The sequence below is a fragment of the Alcanivorax sp. VBW004 genome, from assembly GCF_009718865.1.
Lineage (GTDB): Bacteria > Pseudomonadota > Gammaproteobacteria > Pseudomonadales > Alcanivoracaceae > Alcanivorax.
In genome coordinates, this window is sequence record NZ_WNHC01000001.1 from 2445543 (window position 1) to 2466723 (window position 21181).

Annotated in this window: 21 protein-coding genes; 15 read left to right on the top strand and 6 right to left on the bottom strand. The window is 58.7% G+C overall.

The genetic code is table 11. The features are described 5' to 3' along the window. From F1529_RS11105 to F1529_RS17730, 4 genes are read right to left on the bottom strand one after another with little or no spacing between them, the layout of a single operon-like run. The gene (locus F1529_RS11105) at window positions 1-405 is read right to left on the bottom strand and encodes a phage tail protein (RefSeq protein ID WP_155134708.1); all 405 of its coding nucleotides are present in this window, start codon (window positions 403-405) and stop codon (window positions 1-3) included. Window positions 406-417: 12 nt separating this feature from the next. Next, on the bottom strand, window positions 418-837 hold the full coding sequence (locus F1529_RS11110) for a phage tail protein (protein WP_155134711.1): 420 nt from the start codon (window positions 835-837) through the stop codon (window positions 418-420). A gap of 7 nt (window positions 838-844) precedes the next feature. Continuing rightward, on the bottom strand, window positions 845-1618 hold the full coding sequence (locus F1529_RS11115) for a PQQ-binding-like beta-propeller repeat protein (RefSeq protein WP_155134714.1): 774 nt from the start codon (window positions 1616-1618) through the stop codon (window positions 845-847). After that, a complete protein-coding gene (locus tag F1529_RS17730; RefSeq protein WP_155134717.1) occupies window positions 1618-2889 on the bottom strand; it encodes a collagen-like protein in 1272 nt (423 codons plus the stop codon). The genes F1529_RS11115 and F1529_RS17730 overlap by 1 nt, the downstream gene beginning before the upstream one ends. A 195-nt stretch (window positions 2890-3084) precedes the next feature. Between F1529_RS17730 and F1529_RS11125 the strand changes: the two genes are divergently transcribed. The 11 genes from F1529_RS11125 to nqrM all read left to right on the top strand — a co-directional run bounded on the left by F1529_RS11125 (window position 3085) and on the right by nqrM (window position 13887). Continuing rightward, window positions 3085-3963, top strand: coding sequence for an acyl-CoA thioesterase II (locus tag F1529_RS11125; protein WP_007149630.1), 879 nt, complete (start codon window positions 3085-3087; stop codon window positions 3961-3963). After that, window positions 3960-4556, top strand: a complete 597-nt coding sequence (locus tag F1529_RS11130; RefSeq protein WP_155134720.1) for a uracil-DNA glycosylase family protein — start codon at window positions 3960-3962, stop codon at window positions 4554-4556. The genes F1529_RS11125 and F1529_RS11130 overlap by 4 nt, the downstream gene beginning before the upstream one ends. 194 nt (window positions 4557-4750) lie before the next feature. Continuing rightward, on the top strand, window positions 4751-6190 hold the full coding sequence (locus F1529_RS11135) for a glyceraldehyde-3-phosphate dehydrogenase (RefSeq protein ID WP_370457004.1): 1440 nt from the start codon (window positions 4751-4753) through the stop codon (window positions 6188-6190). Window positions 6191-6457: 267 nt separating this feature from the next. Next, complete coding sequence (locus tag F1529_RS11140) at window positions 6458-7804, top strand: Na(+)-translocating NADH-quinone reductase subunit A (RefSeq protein WP_155134723.1); 1347 nt, start codon at window positions 6458-6460, stop codon at window positions 7802-7804. Window positions 7805-7806: 2 nt separating this feature from the next. Continuing rightward, the gene (locus tag F1529_RS11145; protein WP_155134725.1) at window positions 7807-9066 is read left to right on the top strand and encodes an NADH:ubiquinone reductase (Na(+)-transporting) subunit B; all 1260 of its coding nucleotides are present in this window, start codon (window positions 7807-7809) and stop codon (window positions 9064-9066) included. Next, a complete protein-coding gene (locus tag F1529_RS11150; protein ID WP_155134727.1) occupies window positions 9066-9896 on the top strand; it encodes a Na(+)-translocating NADH-quinone reductase subunit C in 831 nt (276 codons plus the stop codon). The genes F1529_RS11145 and F1529_RS11150 overlap by 1 nt, the downstream gene beginning before the upstream one ends. Continuing rightward, window positions 9896-10561 (top strand): NADH:ubiquinone reductase (Na(+)-transporting) subunit D, encoded by a 666-nt coding sequence (locus tag F1529_RS11155; protein ID WP_007148629.1) that lies wholly within the window; start codon window positions 9896-9898, stop codon window positions 10559-10561. Before F1529_RS11150 ends, F1529_RS11155 begins: the two co-directional genes overlap by 1 nt. A 12-nt stretch (window positions 10562-10573) precedes the next feature. Then, window positions 10574-11194 carry an NADH:ubiquinone reductase (Na(+)-transporting) subunit E gene (gene nqrE, locus F1529_RS11160; protein ID WP_007150757.1) on the top strand — a complete coding sequence of 207 codons (621 nt, stop codon included), beginning with the start codon at window positions 10574-10576 and terminating at the stop codon, window positions 11192-11194. Window positions 11195-11209: 15 nt separating this feature from the next. Beyond that, window positions 11210-12439: an NADH:ubiquinone reductase (Na(+)-transporting) subunit F gene (nqrF, locus tag F1529_RS11165; RefSeq protein ID WP_007150714.1), complete on the top strand. Its 1230-nt coding sequence runs from the start codon at window positions 11210-11212 to the stop codon at window positions 12437-12439. A gap of 199 nt (window positions 12440-12638) precedes the next feature. Then, on the top strand, window positions 12639-13649 hold the full coding sequence (locus F1529_RS11170; protein ID WP_155134730.1) for an FAD:protein FMN transferase: 1011 nt from the start codon (window positions 12639-12641) through the stop codon (window positions 13647-13649). 1 nt (window position 13650) lies between these two features. Continuing rightward, window positions 13651-13887: a (Na+)-NQR maturation NqrM gene (gene nqrM, locus F1529_RS11175; protein WP_007151334.1), complete on the top strand. Its 237-nt coding sequence runs from the start codon at window positions 13651-13653 to the stop codon at window positions 13885-13887. Between the two features lie 198 nt (window positions 13888-14085). Here nqrM and F1529_RS11180 read toward each other — a convergent pair whose 3' ends face one another. Beyond that, window positions 14086-15210 (bottom strand): GNAT family N-acetyltransferase/peptidase C39 family protein, encoded by a 1125-nt coding sequence (locus tag F1529_RS11180; protein WP_155134733.1) that lies wholly within the window; start codon window positions 15208-15210, stop codon window positions 14086-14088. A gap of 130 nt (window positions 15211-15340) precedes the next feature. Between F1529_RS11180 and F1529_RS11185 the strand changes: the two genes are divergently transcribed. Continuing rightward, window positions 15341-16510: a patatin-like phospholipase family protein gene (locus F1529_RS11185; protein WP_155134736.1), complete on the top strand. Its 1170-nt coding sequence runs from the start codon at window positions 15341-15343 to the stop codon at window positions 16508-16510. Here F1529_RS11185 and F1529_RS11190 read toward each other — a convergent pair. Beyond that, window positions 16474-17277 (bottom strand): glycerophosphodiester phosphodiesterase, encoded by an 804-nt coding sequence (locus F1529_RS11190; protein WP_155134739.1) that lies wholly within the window; start codon window positions 17275-17277, stop codon window positions 16474-16476. The two genes, F1529_RS11185 and F1529_RS11190, sit on opposite strands and share 37 nt — an antisense overlap. Window positions 17278-17397: 120 nt before the next feature. On the opposite strand from F1529_RS11190, the gene F1529_RS11195 reads away from it, so the two are divergent. From F1529_RS11195 to F1529_RS11205, 3 genes are all read left to right on the top strand, one after another. Next, window positions 17398-18567, top strand: a complete 1170-nt coding sequence (locus F1529_RS11195; protein WP_155134742.1) for a sulfotransferase — start codon at window positions 17398-17400, stop codon at window positions 18565-18567. Between the two features lie 303 nt (window positions 18568-18870). Beyond that, a complete protein-coding gene (locus tag F1529_RS11200) occupies window positions 18871-20049 on the top strand; it encodes a glycosyltransferase (RefSeq protein ID WP_155134745.1) in 1179 nt (392 codons plus the stop codon). After that, a complete protein-coding gene (locus F1529_RS11205) occupies window positions 20039-20839 on the top strand; it encodes a polysaccharide deacetylase family protein (protein ID WP_155134748.1) in 801 nt (266 codons plus the stop codon). Before F1529_RS11200 ends, F1529_RS11205 begins: the two co-directional genes overlap by 11 nt. Window positions 20840-21181: the final 342 nt, after the last annotated feature.

Sequence of the window (21181 nt, forward strand, 5' to 3'; positions counted from 1 at the left end):
CTAGCTTCTGCTGGGGAAAAGCCCTTGCTGGGCGATGACAAAGTTTAGCGCGATGGAATCCATCTGCGCGCCTTGGGTGGCAACGGAGGTGGTGTTCAGCGTGCTGCCTAGATTGCGATCCAGGGTCAGGCTGTCCAAGGTTTCTCCGTCGTCGGCAGGTCCGCTCGGGCTGCCTCCTTTGTCGCCTTGGTTGATGTTACCCGTGCCGGGATGCATCGGAGTGCGACCGCGCAGTTCCGGAAGCGCAAAGCTGGTTCTGCCGTCGCCGCCGTAGATGGTGCCCAGTAGAGAGTACAGGGATTGATTCTGATTGATTGGCAATATCTGCCCATCGCAAAAGGCCCAGCCCCGGGGGGCAAAGTTGAAGCCGATCATGCGGATTTCAGCGAGAAAGGGTTCGCTCATCAGTGGAGGCTCCTAGCTTCTGGATGGGAATTGCCCTTGCAGGGCAATAATGAAATTCAGCCCCAGATATGGGTGGCGTTGATCGCCAGCGGGTACTTTGGCGGCAATGGTGCGGGTGGTTTGGCTGCTGCCGAGATTGCGGTCAGGCGTGATGCCCTGCACAACCTTTACGGTCGACGCGCTATTTTGCACAACTTGGCCCAGTCTGTATGACGGCAGTCCGGGGCCCTGACCGGGGTGCGCGGGTGCCCGGCCTTGCAGGTTGGGCAAGGCCATTGTGGTACGGGCATCGCCGCCATAAATGTTGCCGATGAGGGCGAACAGGGCGGTGTTCTGGCTGATCTGTAGCAGTTGCCCATTACAGAATGCCCAGTTACGCGGAGCAAAATTACCCGCAAAGATGCGGATTTCGGCGACAAAGGGATCGCTCATAGTGGCCTCATACGCTGATCAGCAGGTTACTGCCCGGTTGCCAGCTCAAGTGAGCCAGCTGCTGAGCGCCGGTTTGGGGGAGTGCCAGCAGCGGGCTGGAACGATCTGCCCAGCAGAGCTGTTTCTGGCACCGGTCCAGGACCAGTAACTGGTCGTTGACCGCGGTCAGCCCGCTGGGCATGTTCATGGCGCTCACTTCACTTCCCAGGCTGTGGCCGGTCAGAGTGAAGTGATGCAGCCGCCGGTCACCGAGAGTGAGCAGGCTGATGCGATCCCCGGTCTTGGCCAGTGAGGCAGGGCCATTCAGGGGGCGATCGCTTTCCACCCACTGGTTCGCCCCCGTGCGCAGATTCAGGCGCATCAGGCGGTGGCCGTGTACGTCTGCAATCAGCGCGTGTTCGCCATGAAGGACAAAGTCAGCAGGCTCCAACAGCTCGGTCAGGTCGATTTGGCGCGCCTGTGAACCGTCGGGCCGGAACCAGCGGAGCTGGCGCTGGCCGCGATCCAGAAGGACAAGGTTGTCGCCATCCAGGGCGGCGGCCACAATACGGGTTTCGTAGGCTGCGCCGGTAGTGAGGCTCTTAATGCTGCCATTACGTTGCCACAGGGCCTGGCGACCATGATCGCTGACCTGCAGTCGCTGGTTGTCACCCAGGGCAATGGCGCGGGCGCCATTGACCAGTTCGACGCGGGTGGCAGTGGCACCCGCAAGCAGAGGGGTGCTTAACAGCACCCCGGCCGCGCCACCTGCAGCGATGAACTGCCGTCGGGTGATGGCCATCAGTTGGCCGTTGCGCAAGTAATGGTGATGACGTCTGGATTAACGGGCTGGCCAGTATTCCAGCTTTCGCAAGTACCGCTCCAGGTGCTGGTTGTACTAGGGTAGCTGCTAATGATGTAGGCGGACTGGGGGCAATCAACGCCACCGGAAAGCACTACGCCGCTGTTGCATGTACAGCTCGATGCGTTGTTGCAGGGTTTCTGAGTCACATTGCTGGTGCTGAATGATCCCGCGGGGCCGGTCATGCCAGTGGGGCCCATCGGGCCTTGTGGGCCGGTGGTGCCAGGTGTACCGGGAGGCCCAATCGGGCCGGGAGGTCCCATCATGCCGGGAGTGCCGGAGGGGCCCATGAGGCCTTGCATGCCTTGAGGACCGACAGGCCCTTGGGCGCCGTCAGCACCTGTGGGGCCTTGAGGACCGACAGGCCCTTGGGCGCCGTCAGCACCGGTGGGGCCTACAGGACCGGCAGGCCCTTGGGCGCCGACAGCACCGGTGGGACCTACAGGACCGACAGGCCCTTGGGCGCCGACAGCACCGGTGGGACCTACAGGACCGACAGGCCCTTGGACGCCGTCAGCACCGGTGGGGCCTTGAGGACCGACAGGCCCTTGGGCACCGTCAGCTCCAGCGGGGCCTACAGGTCCTACAGCTCCTTGTGCGCCATCAACGCCGTCAGCACCAGCAGGCCCCGCGTCACCGGCATCGCCTTTTGGACCAATCAATCCGCTATCCGGGCCAACCCATTCGCCGTTTTCATTAATCAGCAGTTGCCCGCCAATGCTCAGGGAGAGCGGTTCAATATCACCGGTGACCTGTTCGGCTTCACGCGCCTGCAAGGCGTAGGGGACGCTACCGGTGGTGACCGCAAGGCGTGGCGTCATTTCGCTGTCGCCATCGATGGCCAGACCCAGTTCTACCTGATCGCTGCCGAGCAAATCGTCGGGCAAGGAATTGTGTGGTTCGGCGCCGAGAACCACGCTATAGCGGCCGTCTTCGGCGGTGATTACCTGGGTTTCAGTCCACAGTACTGCGCCGAGCCCCTGGGGATCGGTGGCCGTGCCGCCAGCGGTTTGATATTCCGTGGTTCGCCCGGACATATCGTAAAGAGTGACCACCACATCAAAGGTGCCGTGCAAAGGGCGCTGGCTACTAAGGTCGGTGAGATATCCCTGAACTACCAGGCGGGAAGGTACGTCTGCGTGGGCAGACGTTGTGGCAAGCGCGCAGAAAACCCCTATTGCCGCCAGGCAATAGCGAAGTGATTGAAGCATCAGATTGTCCCCCAGGAGATGCAGAAGGTCGGGCCTTCTTTAGTCGTTGAAGACATATTAGGCATTTCTTTGTTAAACAAACAAGCTGTATCCGCTATTGCGCCTGCCTACTTTCCAGTATGTCGTCAATCTCAAAATTCTTTTTCGTTGCAGGTAGTATGGCGACCATGGGTTTTATTGCGCTGAGGATTGGCTATGAAAGCACCGGTTCAGGAGCTGATGGGTCTGTTTGACCTGGAACAGTTGGAGAACAATTTGTTTCGCGGGCAGAGCGAGGCCAATGGCCAGCGCAGCGTGTTTGGGGGGCTGGTGGCCGGGCAGGCGCTGCTGGCGGCATCGCGGACGGTGGATGAAAGTCGCCCTGTGCATTCGCTGCATGCTTATTTTCTGCGTCCGGGAGACTTCAATATACCGATTGTCTATGACGTGGACCGTATCCGTGACGGCAAGAGTTTCACCACACGCCGGGTGAACGCGATCCAGCATGGCCGGCCGATTTTTTCTCTGGCGGTGTCCTACCAGGTGGCCGAGGAAGGCGTTTGCCACCAGGCGCCGATGCCGGACGTGCCGGGCCCGGAGGGGCTGGAAAACGATGAGGCGATTCGCAGGAAGCTGGTGGATCGTTTGCCTGAGCAGTACCGGCAGGATTTTCTGACCGAACGTCCGGTGGAATTTCGCCCGGTAACGCCGCAGGATTCCATCTCCTCTGAGCCCAAACCGCCGATCCGCGAAGTCTGGTTCCGGGTGGTGGATCGGGTCGAGGCCGACTCCATGACCCAGCGGGCACTACTGGCCTACTGTTCGGACTTCGGCCTGATGGGCACCGCCATGCTGCCCCACGGGATGAATTTCTGGCAGCCGAATGTGCAGTGCGCCAGTATCGACCATGCCATGTGGTTCCATGATGACTTCCGCATTGATGAATGGCTGCTGTATCGCAGTGATAGTCCTTTCGCAGGCGGCTCCCGTGGCCTGAACTTCGGTTCCATCTACCGTCAGGACGGCACGCTGGTGGCGTCGGTGGCCCAGGAAGGGCTGATGCGTTTGCACCCCTCTGACAGCCCGGCGGAATGACACAGCTGATCGACCTGCTGGAAGAGGTGCGCGCTTGCCGGCTGTGTGAGCCGCACCTGCCTCTGGGGCCGCGGCCAGTGGTGCAGGCCGGGGAGGGCGCCCGGCTGTTGATCGTGGGGCAGGCGCCGGGGACGCGTGTTCATGAAACCGGTATCCCCTGGAATGATCCGTCCGGTGAACGGTTGCGCGACTGGCTGCAGATCGGCCCTGAAACGTTCTACGACGCGGACCAGGTGGCGATTGTGCCCATGGGGCTGTGTTACCCGGGGCGCGGGAAAGGCGGCGATCTGCCGCCGCGCCCGGAATGCGCGCCGCAATGGCATGGGCCGCTGCTGGCGGAGCTGCCGAACCGGCGTCTGACGTTGCTGGTGGGGCAGTACGCCCAGCGTTACTACCTGCCGCAGCCGGGTAAAACGCTCGCCGACAATGTGCGGCATTTTGCCCGGGCGCTGGAGGCGGGGTTTTTCCCGTTGCCCCATCCCAGCCCCCGCAATCGCCTGTGGCTGCGCCAGCGGCCCTGGTTTGATGAGGAAGTGGTGCCGGTGCTGCGCGAACAGGTTGCCACCGCTTTGCAGGCACCGCCTGCGGGATGATAAGGCTGATGCACTGGCGGTTTGTTTCGGCCAGGGCCGAATCATGGCGCGCAATATCCCCGTAACCCGGGTGGATAATGCGGCTTTTTGGCGCTATTATGCGCGCCCCGAACTCCACCACCGCAGGTGGGCCGGGAAGCAGGGCAATGACGCCGCTTTCCGCCGCCTGAACCCAAACTGAGAGGGCCATCTCCGTGAGCAAACTGGAAGACCATTTCGGACGCTGGAAAAATCGCGAAGAAATTGCAGAAGCCATGATCCCCATGATCGGCCGCCTGCATCGTGAAAAGAACGTTACCACGACCGTGTACAGCCGTTCCCTGGTCAACAAGTCTGTTATCCAGATTCTGAAGAGCCACCGTTTCGTCAAGCAGGTCGAAGATTCCGAGCTGTCTGTGGTCGATACCTTCCCGATTCTTCAGGAAGTGGCGAAGTCGGATCTCGGCCCTTGCCGGATTGATGTCGGTAAACTGGCGGTGGAGTACAAAAAGGACAATCGCGGCCTGTCTATTGAAGACTACGTGCGCGAAGAGCTGGCAGAAGCGGTGAGCAGCAAGGTTGGCATGCCTGAGCGTACCGATGTGGTGCTGTACGGCTTCGGTCGTATCGGCCGTATTTTGGCCCGCCTGCTGATCGAAAAAGCCGGCTCCGGCGATGGCCTGCGCCTGAAGGCTATTGTAGTGCGCGAGTCTGGCAAGGGTGACCTGCAGAAGCGCGCCAGCCTGCTGCGTCGTGACTCCGTTCACGGCCCGTTCGCCGGCACCATTGCCGTGGACGAAGAAGAGAATGCGATCATCGCCAATGGCAATTTCATCCAGGTGATCTACTCCAGCGACCCGTCGTCCATCGATTACACCGATTACGGCATCAGCAATGCCGTGGTAATCGACAACACCGGCAAGTGGCGCGATGAAGAAGGCCTGTCCCAGCACCTGCAGTGCAACGGCGTCTCCCGTGTGATGCTGACTGCGCCGGGCAAGGGCAACATGAAGAACATCGTTCACGGCGTGAACAATGATCTGATCCAGGACAGCGACAAGATCATTTCTGCTGCCAGCTGTACCACCAATGCCATCGTTCCGCCGCTGAAAGCGCTGGAAGACAAGTTCGGCATCGAGTTTGGCCACGTGGAAACCGTGCACTCCTACACCAACGACCAGAACCTGCTGGATAACTTCCACAAAGGTCCCCGTCGTGGTCGTTCTGCACCCCTGAACATGGTGCTGACCGAAACCGGTGCGGCCACTGCTGCCACCAAGGTATTGCCGAATCTGGACGGTAAGCTGACCGGTAACTCCATCCGCGTTCCAACCCCGAACGTGTCCATGGCGATCCTGAACCTGACTCTGGGCAAGGAAACCACTCTGGAAGAGCTCAACGATTACCTGCGTTGGGTGAGCCTGCATTCTCCGTTGCAGCGCCAGGTGGATTTCGTAAGCAGCCCGGATGCGGTGTCTACGGATTTCGTCGGCTCTCGTCACGCCTCCGTGATTGACGCGGAAGCGACCATCGTGAATGGCCGCCACTGCGTGCTGTATGTGTGGTATGACAACGAGTTCGGCTACAGCTGCCAGGTGCTTCGCATCCTGCAGCAGATCTCCGGGGTGGAATTCCCGGCGTATCCAAAGGACTGAACCCCGGAATGAAGAAGCCCGCCCTGCGGGCTTTTTTTCGGTGCATTTCCCGTTTTTTTGTCGCACCAAGATGGTTCCATGCGACAAAAGGCGGGTCTGACGGTGCTGGCGAACAGGCAGGTACGACTTTATAATGTGCCCGCCGGGTTTTTGTCGGCATCCATTGCATATTCCGGAATTTGCGAACATCCCCGGTAATTCCCTGCTTTTCAGGGCGATCTGGGGGTGTGCCTCGACTTCAGCAACACGCAACGTGGGCGAGAAACTATGATTAAAATCAGGAAGGGCCTTGATCTGCCCATCGCTGGTGCACCGCGCCAGACGATTGAGGAAGGTCATCAGGTTCGTTCTGTTGCCGTGCTCGGCGGTGACTATGTGGGGATGAAACCCACTATGGAAGTCCGCGAGGGAGACGTGGTCAAGAAAGGCCAGCTGATCTTCACGGACAAGAAAACCGAGGGTGTGAAATACACCGCTCCTGCTGCCGGTAAGGTGATTGCGATCAATCGTGGTCACAAGCGCGTGCTTCAATCCGTGGTGATTGAAGTGGCAGACCAGGAAGATGAAGTCACCTTTGCCTCTCACAATGCCGATCAGCTGGCTTCCCTGGACCGCGAAGCGGTACAGCAACAGCTGGTGGATTCCGGTGAGTGGACCCTGCTGCGTACCCGCCCGTTCGGCAAGGTGCCGACACCCGGCAGTACTCCCAATTCCCTTTTCGTTTCCATTCTCGACACCAACCCCCTGGCGCTGGACCCGGCGGTGGTGATCAAGGAAAACGAGCAGGCCTTCCGCAATGGTCTGGTGGTGCTGAGCCGCCTGACGGACGGCCCGGTATGGGTGTGTCGTGGTCCGAACACGGACTTGCCGAGCTTTGCCGGTGGCCAGGTGCGTGAAGAGGCGTTTGCGGGCAAGCATCCGGCTGGCAATGTGGGCACCCACATTCACCACCTGGATCCGGTGGGCCTGCACAAAACCGTCTGGTCCGTGGGATATCAGGACGTGATTGCCATTGGCAACCTGTTCACTGACGGCAAGATCAGCTCCGCCCGTGTGGTTGCGCTGACCGGCCCGCAGGCAAAAACACCGCGTGCTCTGCGCACCCGTGTTGGCGCCAGCGTGGACGATTTCGTTCAGGGCGAGCTGAAAAGTGGCGATAACCGCCTGATCTCCGGCTCTGTGCTGAACGGTCACAACGCCCGTGGCCCGGTGGCCTGGTTGAGCCGTACCACCAGCCAGCTGACGGCCCTGCGTGAAGGCCATGAACGTGAGCTGCTGGGTTACATCTCACCCGGCACCAACCGTTTTTCGGTAATGAACATCTACCTGTCCAAGCTGATGCCGGGCAAGCGCTTCAACTTCACCACCACCACCAACGGCTCCGAGCGTGCCATGGTGCCGGTGGGGGCCTATGAAGAAGTGATGCCGCTGGACATTCTGCCGACGCAGCTGCTGCGCGCATTGATCGTTGGTGATACCGACAGCGCCACGGCCCTCGGTGCCCTGGAGTTGCTGGAAGAAGACCTGTCCCTGTGCACCTTCGTGTGCCCGGGCAAGTATGAATACGGTCCGATTCTGCGCGACAACCTGACCACGATTGAGGCGGAGGGCTGAGCATGGGTATGAGAAAGTTTCTGGATGACAAAGTGTCCCCCCATTTCCATGAGGGTGGCAAATTCGAGAAGTATTACACCTTCTACGAAATGTTCGACACCATGCTCTACACCCCGGATTCGGTAACCCGTTCCGCGGCCCACGTGCGTGATGGTCTCGATCTGAAGCGGATCATGATGACGGTGTGGTTCTGCACCTTCCCGGCGATCCTGTTCGGTCTGTGGAACACCGGTTATCAGGCCAACCTGCAGATTGCCGAGCTCGGTGCCAGTCCGCTGGCGGGCTGGCGCAGTGATCTGGTGGCGGCGCTGACCGGGTTTGATCCGGCCAGTATCTGGGCCAACGTGCTGCATGGTGCGATCTACTACATTCCCATTCTGATTACCGTCTACCTGGGTGGTTTCATCTGGGAAGGCCTGTTCGCGTGGAAGCGCGGCCATGAGGTGAACGAAGGCTTCTTCGTGACCGGTATTCTGTTCACCCTGATCCTGCCGCCGTCCATTCCGTTGTGGCAGGTCTTTTTGGGGATTTCCTTTGGTGTCGTTATCGGCAAGGAAGTGTTCGGGGGAACCGGCAAGAACTTCCTCAACCCGGCACTGGTTGGCCGTGCGTTCCTGTACTTTGCCTACCCGGCGCAGATGTCCGGTGATGCAGTCTGGACCGCCGTGGACAACTTCTCCGGCGCTACCTCCCTGTCTCTGGCCGCCTCTGGCAGCCTGAACTACGCGGCTGGCCTGACCGGTAACGCCCTGACTGAAGGCGCGGCAGCGGCCACCGCGAGCCTGAGCTGGATGAATACCTTCCTGGGTAACATTCAGGGCAGTATCGGTGAGACGTCCACTCTGGCTATCCTGATCGGTGGCGCGGCCCTGTTGATGACCAAGATCGCTTCCTGGCGCATTGTGCTGGGCGTGTTCCTGGGCATGGTGGGCATGTCTGCGCTGTTCAACGTGATTGGGTCCGAGACCAATGCCATGTTCGGCATGCCGTGGTACTGGCACCTGAGCGTGGGCGGTTTCGCCTTCGGCATGATCTTCATGGCCACCGATCCGGTGTCTGCGTCCATGACCAACACCGGTAAATACATCTTCGGTGCCCTGATTGGTGTGATGACCGTCCTGATCCGGGTAATCAACCCGGCCTTCCCGGAAGGCATCATGCTGGCAATCCTGTTCGGTAACCTGTGTGCGCCGCTGATTGACTACTTTGTCACTCAGTCAAACATTCGCCGTCGTCTGCGTCGTACCGGGGGAGAAGTGTAATGGCTGGAAAAAATGAAAGCGTCGGCAAGACCCTGCTGGTTGCCTTCCTGGTGTGTGTGGTCTGCGGTGTGGTGGTTGCTACCGCCGCCGTGAGCCTGCGCCCGGTGCAGAACGAAAACAAGCTGATCGACAAGCGCATGAACATCCTGCTTGCCGCCGGCATGTACGACGCTAGCCAGGACGTGAACGAGCAGTTCAAGTCCATCGAGCGCAAGTTTGTCGACATCGACAGCGGTGACTATGTCGAAATGCCGGAAAGCTACGATCAGCGTACCGCCGCCAAGGACCCGGCCCAGTCCGAGCGCCTTAGTGGCGACGTGGACATCGCCGGTATCAAGAACCAGGCGGAGGTGGCCGAGGTATACCTGGCCCGTGGTGATAATGGCGAACTGAGCCGTATCATCCTGCCGGTTCACGGCTATGGCCTGTGGTCCACGCTTTACGGTTTCCTGGCGCTGGAGCCGGACGCCAACACCGTGGCCGGTCTGGGTTTCTATGAGCACGGCGAAACCCCGGGCCTGGGCGGTGAAGTGGATAACCCCAAATGGAAGGCCCTTTGGGAAGGCAAGAAGCTGTACGGTGATCAGGGCGAGGTGGAAATCCAGGTCATCAAGGGTACGGTGGAAAGCAACACCCCGAATGCTGAACACAAGGTGGACGGCCTGGCCGGCGCTACCCTGACCAGCAAGGGTGTCAGCAACCTGCTTCGCTTCTGGGTCGGCGAGAACGGCTTTGGCCCCTACCTGAAGCGTATGCGGCAAGGTGGCGGTGATGTGGCAGAAGTCACGGATGCCGTTGAATCCAGCGAGCAGCCGGAAGGAGACGCGTAATGGCGGAGAAAACCAAGGACATTCTGTTAGGTCCGATTTTCGACAACAACCCCATCGCGCTACAGATCCTGGGTATCTGTTCCGCGCTGGCGGTAACCAGCAACCTGAGTACTACGGTCACCATGTGTATCGCATTGACCGCAGTAACCGCGTTCTCGAACTTCTTCGTAAGCTCGATTCGCAACAGCATTCCTTCCAGCATCCGGATCATCGTGCAGATGACCATTATTGCGTCGCTGGTAATCGTGGTGGATCAGTTCCTGAAAGCGTACGCCTACAGCATTTCCAAACAGCTGTCGGTGTTCGTGGGGTTGATCATTACCAACTGTATCGTGATGGGCCGTGCGGAAGCCTTCGCCATGAAGAATCCGCCGATTCCGTCCTTCCTGGATGGTGTGGGCAATGGCCTGGGCTACTCCGCGATCCTGCTGGGTCTCGGCTTTACCCGTGAGTTGCTGGGTGCCGGTAGCCTGTTCGGTCATCAAATTCTGCCCAAGGTGTCCGAGGGTGGCTGGTATATGACCAACGGCATGATGCTGCTGCCGCCGAGCGCTTTCTTCCTGATCGGGTTGTTCATCTGGGCCATCCGCGCGTGGAAGCCGGAGCAGGTAGAGCCGGACGACTTCAAGATGAAGCCACACACCCGTGTCAGCGACGCGTTTTAACGGAGACGAGGAATGTTTGAACATTATCTGAGCCTGTTCGTCCGCGCCGTCTTTGTTGAAAACATGGCGCTGGCCTTCTTCCTGGGCATGTGTACGTTTATTGCCGTATCCAAGAAGATCTCGACTGCTATTGGCCTGGGGATTGCCGTGGTGGTGGTACTGACCATCACCGTGCCGGTGAACAACCTGCTGCTAACCTACCTGCTTGATGAAGGGGCGCTGGCCTGGACCGGTGTACCGGCGCTGGCCGAGCTGGATCTGCGTTTCCTGGGGCTGCTCAGCTACATTGGCGTTATCGCCGCGCTGGTGCAGATTCTGGAGATGACCCTGGACAAGTATGTGCCGAGCCTCTACAACGCGCTGGGTATCTTCCTGCCGCTGATTACCGTGAACTGCGCCATTCTGGGTGCTTCCCTGTTCATGGTGGAGCGTGACTACACCCTGGGTGAGTCCATGGTATACGGCGTGGGTGCCGGCACCGGGTGGGCGCTGGCGATTACATTGCTGGCGGGTATCCGCGAAAAGCTCAAGTACAGCGACGTACCGGATGGTCTGAAAGGTCTGGGCATCACTTTCATTACCGTGGGTCTGATGTCACTGGGCTTCATGTCATTTTCCGGCGTGCAGCTGTAAGGGGAGAGTTGAATCATGAGTGTTGAGATTATTCTCGGTGTCGTCATGTTCACTGCTATTGTGCTGGCGCTGGTGGCGGTGATTCTTGCTGCCCGTTCCCGTCTGGTGGCAACCGGTAACGTACACATCGATATTAACGACGATGCCGAAAAAGGCATTGATGCGCCCGCCGGCGGCAAGCTGCTGGGCACCCTGGCAGACCAGGGGATTTTCCTGTCTTCAGCCTGTGGTGGCGGTGGTACCTGTGCGCAGTGTCGCTGCCAGGTACTCGACGGTGGGGGAGACATTCTTCCCACCGAAGAAGGCCACTTCACCAAAGGGCAGATTCGCGATGGCTGGCGCCTGAGCTGCCAGGTCAACGTGAAGCAGGACATGAAGATCCAGGTGCCGGAAGAATTCTTCGGCGTGAAGAAGTGGGAGTGCGAGGTTATTGCCAATAATAACGTTGCCACTTTCATTAAAGAGCTGACGCTGAAATTGCCGGAAGGCGAAAACGTGGATTTCCGCGCGGGTGGTTATGTGCAGCTGGAAGCGCCGCCGTTTGATGTGAAGTTTTCCGACTTTGACATCGACGAGGAATACCGCGGTGACTGGGAACGTTTCAAATTCTTCGACTTGAACACCAAGAACAACGAAGAAGTGATTCGCGCCTATTCCATGGCCAACTACCCGGAAGAGAAGGGCATCCTGAAGTTCAATATCCGTATCGCGACGCCGCCTCCCGGGTCCAAGGATATTCAGCCAGGGATCATGAGCTCCTACGTCTTCAACCTGAAACCGGGTGACAAGATCACCGTATTCGGACCCTTCGGTGAGTTCTTCGCCAAGAAAACCGATGCGGAAATGGTCTTCATCGGTGGTGGCGCGGGTATGGCGCCCATGCGTAGCCATATCTTTGATCAGCTCAAACGGTTGGATTCCAAGCGCAAGATCAGCTTCTGGTACGGTGCGCGGAGTGTGCGTGAGTGCTTCTACAATGAAGAGTACGATCTGCTCGCGGACGAGAACGATAACTTCGAGTGGCATCTGGCCCTGTCGGATCCGCAGCCCGAAGACAACTGGGACGGCCTTACCGGCTTTATCCATAACGTGTTGTTCGAACAGTACCTGAAGGACCATCCGGCCCCTGAGGACTGCGAGTACTACATGTGTGGTCCGCCGATGATGAACGCCTCGGTAATCAAGATGCTCGAAGATCTTGGTGTGGAACCGGAAAATATCCTGCTGGATGACTTCGGCGGATAATTCCAGACGCCGGCCTTCGGGCCGGCGTTTCTTTAAGTTGAAAGTTCAAAGTTTAAAGTTGAAAAGGTAAGCGGTGATCTTGTGCATTTCCCTGCGAAATTGCTCGTCGTGGCTATAGCCGTGTCAGCGTGGTGCCTGGGCAGCGCGCGTTTGAACTTTAACCTTTGAGCTCGCTCCTGCTAACCACCGGAACATGACAATGCCTCGCATTCTTCCTCTGCTGATTGTCTCCCTGGCGCTGCTGCTGACGGGCTGTGATGACAGCAAGAATCGCCTGTCGGTACTCAGTGGCCCCACAATGGGGACGACCTGGAGCGTCAAATACACCGGCACCCCGGATGAAGGCGTGGAAGCGTTGAAAGGGGATATCGAAGCGGCGCTGGAGCAGGTGAACGCGGAGATGAGCACCTACCGCCCGGATTCCTCCCTGAGCCGTTTCAACGACGCCGAGCCGGGGACCCTGATGAACCTTCCCGCGGATACCGTAAAGGTGCTGCTGGCCGCGTTCTCTCTGTCGGAACAAACCGGCGGCGCCTATGACGTGACGGTGGGGCCGCTGGTTAACCTGTGGGGCTTCGGACCGGACCCGGACCGGTTTGAGCCACCAGAGGCCAGCGAAGTCGAGACAGCGAAGGAGCGGGTTGGCTGGCAGAAACTGCTGCTCAGCGAGCAGCAACTGCTGCAGCCCGGCGGCGTGTATGTGGATCTGTCATCCATTGCGAAAGGTTTTGCGGTGGATAAGGTGGCGGCCTTACTGGATAGCCATGGTGTGAATAACTACCTGGTAGAAGTCGGCGGAGAACTGCTGGGCAAGGGCAGCAAGCCTTATAAACAACCCTGGCGGGTTGCGGTAGAACGCCCGATTGCGGGCGTCCGCGAGGTGGAGCAGGTGGTAGACCTCAAGAATATGGCCGTGGCCACCAGTGGCGATTACCGGAACTTCTTTGAGTCGGAAGGCCGCTTGTATTCCCATACGATTGATCCCCGTACCGGTTACCCGGTGGAGCATCAGTTGGCCTCGGTGTCCGTTTTGCACAAAAGTGCCATGATGGCTGACGGTCTGGCCACCGCCATGACGGTGCTGGGCCCGGATGAAGGAATGGCTTTCGCCAAAGACCATGAACTGGCAGTCTTTTTTATTGTCAGAACCAATAAGGGCGTGGAAGAGTTATCAACTCCCGCCTTCGATGCAATTGTGGAGGGTAAGTAACATGTTCATGACCATTGTGGCAGCAGTAGTTTTCATAGGCCTGCTTTTCGCCGGCATGGCTGTGGGCGTGATTCTTTCCAACAAGCCGGTCAAAGGCTCCTGTGGTGGCCTGGCCTCACTGGGCATGAAACAGGACTGTGAAATCTGCGGCGGTAACGACGACGAATGTGAAGAAAATGCCCGCAAGGTGAACAGCGAAAAAGCGGCCACCCTGGGTAAAGACGTGATGAAGATGTAAGCCCGCGCCCGGCCACAAGAAGCCCGCCCCGTGCGGGCTTTTTTGTGCCTGAACGACCCGTAGGCGCGTCGCTGGCGGCGGGATAACAGCAGTCGCGAGTTTCGAAAAGCAAAATCTCAAAGAGCGGAAGTGTCAGGTTTTCGCGACTCGAAACTCGGTTCTCGAAACGGTTTTCTTGTGATGCTCGCAAGGCGTTATTCAGGGGCGGCTCAATATCACCGCCGTGCGCAGCTTTGCCTGCCCGTATTGTCGCATCTGATCAAACTTTTCCCGTGTGATGGGCACATGCTGGCAGTCCATAGGTACCTGATCTTCACCGGGGTCCGGGTCATGAATGTAGAAGCATTCTTCGTCGCTGCCGCTGATGGCGACCCAGTGTGGAGCCTTGCGGCCATCCAGCCGCCAGGTGCTGATCAGCACCAGTACGATACTGCCGGCGGTAATGGCCTTGTCCACCTCATTGGCGCCAAAATCTTCGTAGTGGACAGGGATTCCTTGCTGCGCACATTCACTGACAAAGTGATCGTGCACAGTGGTAATTACCGTTTTTTTATCACTACCACGCACTGAATCCACAAACAGGGGGCCGGTCTGGTTACACCAGACGCGGGCGTTGAGGCCTCGTTGCCGGGCGGCCAGTGCCAGCCCCAGCGGATGGCAGCCGCCATGGCCTGCGGTCATGAAAATGGTGGTGGCTTCGCGCCACAGCAACAGTTCTTCTGTGGTCGTGGGCGTTTGCTGTTTCAGCGCGGCCAGGGCCATCAGCAGGCAGGCGGGGCCACAGGTGAACGGGGTGGTCTGCTGGACCCAGGGCAAGTGTTGAGGAGCAGGGTTGCCGCGTTGATTGGCGGGCGGGTTGCCGGGCTGATAGTGCAGCCGTTTCTGGTAACGCAGGGCGTCTTCGTGATCCTCGTAATAGTCCGCCGTCTGGGCAAACAGGCGGTAGCCCAGGCGTTCATACAGCGCGATGGCCGCGGCGTTATCCCTGCGCACTTCCAGGCGCAGGAACAGACGCCGCTGCTGGTGCGCATAGTCTTCGGCGGCGTCCAGTAAACGCTCGCCGAGTTTTTTGCCCCGTTGTTGAGGATCGACTGCAATGGAGTAAAGCCGGGCAAGGCGCGTACCGGGCTGCAACAACACCAGCGCATAGCCAGCCAGTTGCTGTTGTTCATCCAGGGCAACGATCAAGCCGGCGTGCTGGCGTTTAAGCCATTTACGAAAACTGCGACGGGACAGGCGATCGGATGAAAAGCAACGCTGTTCCAGCGCGGTGAGTGCATCCAGATCGTCGGGAAGAGCAGGGCGGAGGGAGAAAGCGCACATAATCCTGTGTCCTTGAGAGCGTTCAGAATAAGGCAGCGCGCATTGTCCCGCCAGCATTATTCATGCGCCGGGCGGTGGTGGCCTGGCGGTCAGCGCGGCATACTGACTACAACCAACAGGGAGGGTATCGATGCACAAGCAGGATCCGGTGAGAGGATTGATATTGTCCGGCGGCGGGGCGCGTGGCGCCTACCAGGTCGGTGTCCTGGCGGCGATTGCGGAGATGGTGCCGCGCGGTGCTCCCAACCCGTTTCCGATCATCTGCGGCACCTCGGCGGGGGCGATCAATGCGGCGGCGCTGTCAGCCAATGCGGGCAACTACCGCGCTGCGGTGCGAGGGCTGGAACGGGTTTGGTCGAACATTACCGCTGAACAGGTCTACCGTACGGACCTGTACGCCTGCCTGCGTGGTGTGATGCGCTGGTTTTTCTCCGGCGTGGCCACGGGCAAAACCCCGGAGCGCAGCTCCCTTCTTGATAACACGCCACTGCAGCGGTTGCTGTCGCTGGTGATTAATTTTCGCCGTATCCAGGAGAGTCTGGATCAGGGGCACCTGCGGGCATTGGCGATTACGGCCTCTGCCTATGCCAGTGGCGAGTCGGTGAGCTTTTTTCAGGGCGCAGATGAACTGCCCGAATGGATCCGGGCGCGCCGCAAGGGCAAGCGTTCGCGCATTGGCGTGGAGCATTTATTGGGGTCCGCGGCGATTCCTATCCTGTTCCCCGCCAGCAATGTGGATGGTGCCTACTACGGCGATGGGGCACTGCGTCAGCTGGCACCGTTGAGCCCGGCCCTGCATCTGGGCGCCACGCGCTTACTGGTGATCGGTGTCTCCGGCAATGTCAGTGCCGGGCATCAGCGTCGGCTCAGTGGTTATCCTTCCATGGCACAGGTGTTGGGGCATGTTTTGAACAGTGTATTCGTGGATACGCTGGAAGGGGACGTGGAGCGGCTTGAACGAATCAATCACACCCTGTCTGCTTTGGGCGAGCGCACTCGCAGAAAGCACGGTATCAAACTGCGAGAAGTGGATGTGCTGAAAATCTACCCCTCGCGGCCCATTGATGAAATTGCGGCGGAGCATATTCGTGAACTGCCCCGGACCTTGCGATTCTTCCTGCGCAGTTCCGGGGCGACCCGTTCCCCCGGGGCCAGTGCCATAAGTTATCTGCTGTTTGAGCCCGGCTTCACCAATGCCTTGATCGAGATGGGGCGCAAGGACGCCATGGCCCGTAAAGAGGAGATCATGGCGTTTCTTAACGATCAGCCGTTAATGGAGGCGGCTTCCGAAGAGCCGTAACGGTGTTTGCGGCGGAAGTGGCTGACAAAGCTGGTGGGGAAGTCAGTGATGATGCTGTGGACTTTCAGTTTGGCCAGCCGTTCGGCTTCGGTCAGGTCGTTCACCGTCCACACGGACACTTTCAAGCCTCGCCGTTTGGCCCGGCGCATCAACGCCGGGCCTACCAGCGAGTAATGTGCGATCACCCAGCTGCAGCCCAGCCCTTTGGCGCGGCGAGTGGGTTGCAGGTAACGATGCTGGCACACGTAACCCCGTTCGATATCCGGGGCCATGGTGCCGATCATGCGTAGAAAGCCGGTGTGGCTGGACGTGATCACCACCCGTGATTGCAGCTGCTGATCATGGATCATGTGCGTCAAGTGATGAGCCAGCTGGTGGAGGACGGTACGGTCTGCCCCTTTCACCTCGAACTGAAAACGCATATCCGGGCCGCAGAGTTCAACCACTTCCTGCAGTGATGGAATGCCGGTGGGGCTGTGCCAGCCGGGGGTGTTGCGGCGGGCGTCCATGACGCCGAGCTGGGCGCGGGTGTACTGGCGCACATTGCCACGGACACCGGTGGTGCGGGTGACGTCGCTGTCGTGCAGCACGATCAATTGGCCATCGGAAGATAGCCGCACGTCCAGTTCCATTTCCGTTACACCGGCTTCTATTGCCACTTGAAAGCTGGCCAGCGTGTTCTCCGGCGCTTCGCCGCGGGCGCCACGGTGGCCTACCAGAGCAGGGTAGGCAGAAGGGTTCGTCAGGTCGGTCATTGGCAGTGTCATAGCGCAATTCTTTGCGAGAAAGATGACAGCGCTGTGACCAGGACACAAGAGGCAGTGTTGTCATTTTTGTGACTTGAAACTGTTTTATTGTTTCAACGTTTCTTCCCTTCGAGCCTGATCATGCCAACGCTGTTGAAACGTTATACCGCACTGTTTGCCGCCAGCTGGTTCCCCGGTTACCAGGGCCAACTGCGCGGATTATCGTTGCAGCGGCTGCTGGTAATGCTGCTGTTCTGGCCGGTATTCCTGCTGGTGCAGGGTATTAATGGCATCGGCCTGGGGCTGGATTATCTGCTGTTTTCTGATTTTCGTCGCGTCCAGGTGCGTGAGCCGCTTTTTGTGGTAGGCGTGCCCCGCAGCGGTACCACCTTCCTGCATCGCCTGCTGGCCATGGATGAACGCTTTACCACCACGGCCCTATGGGAGCTGTTGTTTGCCCCCTCGATTACCCAGCGCTATTTCTGGACCGGTGTTGCTCGCTTGGACAAAGTGATCGGCCGCCCGGGTGCGCGGCTTCTGTTTTGGGCGGAAAGGCGTTTGTTGGGTGGGCTGGACGGGGTGCACAAGACCGGGCTGCTGGATCCGGAAGAGGATTATCTGGGACTGATCCCGGTGTGGGGCTGCTTTCTGCTGGTGCTCGCTGTGCCTGTTCCTGCCCTGTGGCAGCTGACGTTTCTGGATCGCGATGGCCGCCCGGAAGAAAAGCAGCGATTGATGCGCGCTTACCGTCGTTTTATTCAGCGCCACCTTTACTTCCACGGCCCGGAAAAAATCCTGCTATCGAAGAACCCGTCGTTTACCCCGTGGATGGAAACCCTGGCCGACGCCTTTCCGGATGCCCGATTTATCGGCTGCCTGCGCAGCCCCTCTGCAGCGGTGCCATCGCAGGTGAATTCCATCCTTATAGGAGCGCGCCTGTTCGATGGTCGCGACACCACCGGCTACTGGCGTGAAGGGTTTCTGGCAATGCTGGAATACTACTATCGACACCTGCTGGAGGTGGTAGAGCAGATGCCGGAACAGCGCCAGGCGCTGTCGGTGATGGAAACCCTGGCATCTGCTCCTGGCGAGACCGTACTGGGTTTTTACCAGCGGTTTGGCTGGCAGCCCGACACGCAATTTTGTGAGCGTCTGCAGGAGCAGGATCGCAAGGCCAAACAGTACCGTAGCGGCCATCATTACAGCTCGGACGAACTGGGCATCAGTCCCCATGAGCTGGTTGATGTCTTCGGCTGGGTCTATGAACGTTTTGGATACCCGCTCCCCAACACTGATGAAAAACCGCTGTAGGAGCGCCGCTTGAGGCGCGAACCAAAATAGTTTCGAGTTGCTAGAAGCGAGTTTCGAAAAGCAAAAATCCATTCGCGGGTTTCGATTTTCGTTACACGCTTCTCGTGACTCGCAGCTGATGAGGCAAGCAGATTCGCGCCTCAAGCGGCGCTCCTACAGCGTCGTTGTAGATGTCACGGAATCGCGCGGCCAGCGACGCTCTTACGGCGAGTTCGGGGTTCGTTACATATTGTCGCAATTACACCGTCATGGCGTGACCACCCTGTCACATTATCGACATGAGCGGTCGGGATACTGCCGGCCATGGATACCAAAGAGCTACGCATACTGTTTGTGGTGGATGCGATCAAGGGGCGGAATGGCGTCGGCGCCTACTTCCAGGACCTGGCCTCGCATCTGAAAGATCAGGTGGCGCAAGTGGAACTGGTGCAGCCCTGCATGCAGGATCCTCATCCCTGCCAAGGCGCATCCATCCCGATTCCCGGCGACCCCACCCAGCGGCTGTTTTTTCCAAAAGTGCGCGAGCTCAGCGCGCTGGTCTGGGAAATGAAACCGGATGTGATCGTCATTCCGGGGCCCGGTATTTTCTCCATGATCGGCTACTGGATCGCCAAGAAATGGGGGATTCCGGTGTGCGTTACCTTCCAGACAGATTACAACCGTCTGGTGGAGTTGTATTGGGGGAAGCGGCTGGCGCGATTGGCTGGCGGCTTTCTCAACTGGGTGAACCGCACCCTGTTTCAGGGCAGCGAAACCGCCGCTACCATCTGCGAATCGATGATCGCCCAGGCCAGGGGAGCGGGGGCGCGCAATCCACAGCTGGTGGGCACACCGTTGGCCCGCGAATTCGTGCATACGCCAGTGGTCGAGCTGGACAATACCGTGCAGCGGGTCTGTTATGTGGGCCGGCTGGCGGCGGAAAAGAACATTGAATCCTTCCTCGCGCTGGCGTCCCGTCGCCCGGATTTGCAGTTTGAAATTGCCGGCGACGGCCCGCTACGCGGCAAGGTGGAAAAAGCCTGCGGTGAGCAGGGTAACCTGCATTTCCACGGCTGGTGTACCCGAGAGCAAGTAGTCAGCATGCTGGATCGCTGTCAGGTGCTGGTGTTGCCCTCATCGGTGGAAGCCTTTGGTACGGTAGCGCTGGAAGCCATGGCGCGGGAGCGGCTGGTGATTACCACGCCGGCCTGCGGCATCAATGAATGGCCGGCATTGGCCAACGGCCTGTGGATCATGGACGAAGGGGAAAGCCTGTTCGATACCCTTGATCGCCTGCAATCACTCAGCCCGGTGACGCGCTCGCTTAAGGCCGGCCAGGCCCGCCAGGCCGCATTATCCATGAACGACCATGCGGTGACGCAGTGGACGGCGGTGCTGGCCCACTGTGCCACGCTGGCACCCAACCCAAACCCGGCGCTGCCTTCTCCTACCCTGGCATTGCTGCGCCGCCTGAGCAGCAGTTATATCCGCAATGCGCTCTGAGCCATTAACCGCACTGGTTTCGATTCACGATGTGATGCCCGAGACCCGCACGCGTGTCACCGCCATGCTGGCGCGGCTGAAGCTGCCCGCCCAAGCGGTGACCTTGCTGGTCGTTCCCGGTAAAGACTGGCAGGCCGATGACCTGGATTGGTTGCGGGCTCTGCAGGAGGCGGGGCATCCGTTGGCCGGCCATGGCTGGTCTCACCGTTGTCAGCCACCCATGACGCTTTATCACCGCTTGCACAGCGCACTGTTGTCACGGGATGTGGCGGAGCATCTGTCGTTCTCCGGCGATGGCATTCAGCGGCTGGTGTGGGACTGTTATCGCTGGTTTATCCGTAACGGCCTGACTCCGTCGCCATTATACGTGCCGCCGGCGTGGGCATTGGGCGCGTTGACCCCGGCACAGCTTGCCGGGTTGCCGTTTCGGTATGTGGAAACCTTGTCTGGTGTTCACGATACCCACAAACACACCTTCACCCGGCTGCCGTTGGCAGGTTTTGAAGCGGACACCGCGTTTCGCGCCTGGACGTTACGCTTTTTCAATGCCATTAATATCAGCCAGTCCCGCCGCTCTGGAACACCGATACGCATCGGGCTGCATCCGGACGATTTTGAGTTGCGGCTTGCCGGTGAAATTACGCCGTTGATAAAAGCGGTGACGAAGGCTGTGGCTTATCCCCAGGTACTGACGAACGTCAAAGTCGATCCAGGTAGTCTTAGTCTGCTGTCCACTACCACTTTAATATCCTTCAAATATCCAAAAAAAACCCGCCAGAAGGGCGGGTAAGCGTACTGTGACGTACTCGGTCTTTCGCCACGGTACATTACAGATATGGCGCAACAGATATGATATGGCACACGAAATTTTCATCGTCCATATTAGCGGACTTTCAGAGTGATGAAATACATATAAATCAAAAGCTGAGTTCAGGAATTTTGTGAAAAATAAGTAAACTCAGCTTTTATAAAAAAGTATTTCCCTATAAATAAGATAAATGCATGAAATAACATGATTTCTCATGGTTTATATTTTTGGATGTTAGCTTTTGTATTTTTGTTGTATTGATTTTCTGTTGTTTTGTCCATTGTGGTGATGTCGATAAGGACAAAAAAGGTTCTTGACAGTATC